Here is a 3,173-nt window from a genome sequence, read left to right on the forward strand (position 1 = left end):
ACAAATCTTGTTTTTCACAATCCCTCTGTTCAAACCTGACGAATGGTTAGAAAAACATCTAGACAAATTACGTTGGATTTGGACTAAAGCTTTTGGTTTTTTCCTCTGTTTTTTCCTCGGTCAAACAATTTTTTTGTGGTTAGCTTATGCCACAGATATTGTTTCTGCTCATCAACAAGTTTGGGGAGATTTGAGTTTAGCTCCGACTAATTTATTAAAGTTAGGTTTTGCCTCAATGTTGGTGATTTTTTTACATGAATTAGGTCATGCTTTTACTCTGAAACATTTCGGCGGTATTGTACCAGAAATTGGTTTATTATTTATGTGTTTTATGCCAGGAATGTATACTAATACTTCTGATCAATATTGTTTAGTAAAACGGAAACAAAGAGTGTTAGTTGTAGCTGCGGGGGTAATAGTTCAAATAATTATTTGGGCGTTGGCGGTATGGTTATTATTAGGATCTCCTCCCCAGAGTTTTATGCAGCAAAATAGTTATTTATTGATGAGTGCTGCTTTAGTAACAGTGGTGTTAAATTTGAATCCGTTGAATGCTTTTGATGGTTATTATTTGTTAGTAGCAATGACAGGAATAAATAATTTAAGGAAGCGATCGCTTGAATTTTATTTCGATATATTGCGTCGTCAACCTTCGCCTGAGACTACTTCTGACCAAGCAATTTTAGCTATTTATGCACCTTTAAGCATTATTTATACGGTTTTGATTTTGGGTTATATGTTGTGGTTAGTGGGAAATTGGATAGGAGAGTTTTTGCCTGTGGTTTGGAATTGGATTTGAAATAGCACTCAGAAATTTGAACCTACCATTTTCCCCGCATTAACCTTAGTTAAATATTTATCTGACCGAAAAGTTTTCGTTTCAAGTCTCTTTTTTTAAGAGGATAAAAAAAGAATATTCCGTATTTTCAAGCCTCCTGGTTTCCTACGGAATGCTGCGCAAACAGCAGGAGATGCTAATAGTTGATAACTGAAATGACCTACCTATGAGAAGCAAAAGAAAGACACTTGAGATTGCTTCCCTATCCCTCGCAATGACAGTTTATTATTTGTTCTGATTTAATGATAATATTTAGGAGAAAAAAGTAATGAAAATAAATCAAATTTTCCCAGTCATTTCTGCTAGTTTAATTTTCAGCTTAGGATTTTATCAAAATTTACCAGCAAAGGCTATTATTGTAAGTTCAACTCAGGATAATAATAGTTTAACTACAGAAACTAATTCAGCTCAAAGTTCAGATTTATCCCAATTTTTTACTACTACTACATCCCAGTCTATTCAAAACTCAAATACTGAATGTAATCTCTCAAAACAAGCAGGTACATCTGTGCCAGAACCTACTTTAATTACTGGGTTAATTTTCGTTGCAGGATTGGGTGTTTGGAGTCAAAAGAAAAAGAAAATTAGCAATACAGAATCTGATTGAACAGTCGTCCGCAGCGACGAAGCGGAAGCAATCTCAGGGGTGTGCGGAGATTGCTATCCGTTCCGGAATGCTCCGCAAACCTTCCACTCCGTTCCACTCGCAATGACTTAGCTATAGTAATTATCCAGATTTAATATAATTAGTTTTTTTCGCTAGAAAAAGTTTATTATTTTATCTAGATTGGGACTTAGGCAGAGGTACTATGAGGTACTATATTATAGAGTCAAAAAACTATAACGTTATAGTTTTGAACACTATATACATTGTCTTTGCGTAAGTCCTATAGATAATTTCTTGTTAGCCTAATTTTTTGCCGAGTTAGTAAAAATATATTACTCACTTTATCGCTTATTAATTCACTGTCTGAAATATTTGCTTTTTAATGCCAATATTCAGTTATCCTAGCAGAAAATTATCTTACTAATTACCAACACTTTTTTATCATAAACTGTTTATCAACAGGGGGAAAGGGGAATTAGGTTTTTAGAATTTATCAGTTTTATTATTTAGTAAATATTGTTAGTAATACTGCTCCTAATAAGTAATAATTAGCTTGTAAATTTAATCCAGCTTCTTGACCCAATTTTGCACGAGCTGTTGGACTATAAAGGTTTAAACCTCCTGGAGTAATACCTAAATATTGAAATTCATCTTGCCATTTCAAATAAGAATCAACTAAATAAAAATATCCACCAGGACGTAATACTCGACTCACTTCATTAAATACCTGTTGAGGATGAGGATAATGTAAAAAACTAATGGTATTAAAAACAGCATCAAATTGCTCATCCGTTAAAGGCATTTCTTCAGAATTTCCTGATAAAAATGTTAAACGTTCTGGATAATGATTACGACTATTTGCTTGACTAATCATTTCCGGAGATAAGTCTAAACCAGTACCTTGAAGATTAGGAAAATTAATAGCAAGACGATAGAGAAGTTTTCCCGTACCACAACCTAAATCAAGTACATTTGCCGAACTTGGTAAATTTACATATTCCAGCAACCTTTTATGTATAGCTTGATAAACTACAGATGGAAATAACCAATCGTAACTTGGTGCCCAACGGTCAAAAAATGTTTGTTTAATAGAAGTATTATTTGTCATGTTATTTTAGTTATCAGTTATTGTTTTAGGGAGTAGGAAATATGAGTCGAGAAAAATAATAACTAGGGTTTACTAAATAAATTTAAACTTTAGGCTTTTTGGGTTGAAAAAAGTGCCTGTTTTGCAGTTGAAAACTCTCAAAAAGTTATTATTTTTGGCAGAATAATAGCAGAAAAATCAAGGGATAAATATATCTGACTATCCCCTTTATAGAAGCCCTAAGCGTATCTTGGCAAAGTTGCGAGTTTTTGCCTCTTGAGTCAGGAGTCGTAGGGGCGTTTCATGTCGCGCAGCGAAACGGCCATGTGCTAACGCAAACCTCCGCTTTATATGTCGCTCCGCGTTTTTCATGTCGGCTCAAGCGCCGTTAGCGGAGCTTTGCGTAGCAGAAAAATCAAGGGATAAATATATCTGACTATCCCCTTTATAGAAGCCCTAAGCGTATCTTGGCAAAGTTGCGAGTTTTTGCCTCTTGAGTCAGGAGTCGTAGGGGCGTTTCATGTCGCGCAGCGAAACGGCCATGTGCTAACGCAAACCTCCGCTTTATATGTCGCTCCGCGTTTTTCATGTCGGCTCAAGCGCCGTTAGCGGAGCTTTGCGCTAGCAAAACGGAGTTGTGC

3 protein-coding genes are annotated in these 3,173 nt (G+C 35.4%); 2 read left to right on the top strand and 1 reads right to left on the bottom strand.

Annotated features, from left to right (window positions below):
- Both AFK68_RS04610 and AFK68_RS04615 read left to right on the top strand, forming a co-directional pair.
- Positions 1–799 (top strand): M50 family metallopeptidase (locus AFK68_RS04610; protein ID WP_210407228.1); only part of this gene is annotated, 799 nt, incomplete at its 5' end.
- Positions 800–1,106: 307 nt separating this feature from the next.
- Positions 1,107–1,445, top strand: coding sequence for a hypothetical protein (locus tag AFK68_RS04615; RefSeq protein WP_094671783.1), 339 nt, complete (start codon positions 1,107–1,109; stop codon positions 1,443–1,445).
- Positions 1,446–1,947: 502 nt separating this feature from the next.
- On the opposite strand, the gene AFK68_RS04620 is transcribed toward AFK68_RS04615, so the two are convergent.
- On the bottom strand, positions 1,948–2,553 hold the full coding sequence (locus AFK68_RS04620) for a class I SAM-dependent methyltransferase (protein WP_094671784.1): 606 nt from the start codon (positions 2,551–2,553) through the stop codon (positions 1,948–1,950).
- Between the last annotated feature and the right edge of the window lie 620 nt (positions 2,554–3,173).

This window comes from Hydrocoleum sp. CS-953 (assembly GCF_002260545.1).
In the GTDB taxonomy this organism is placed as follows: Bacteria; Cyanobacteriota; Cyanobacteriia; order Cyanobacteriales; family Microcoleaceae; genus Trichodesmium.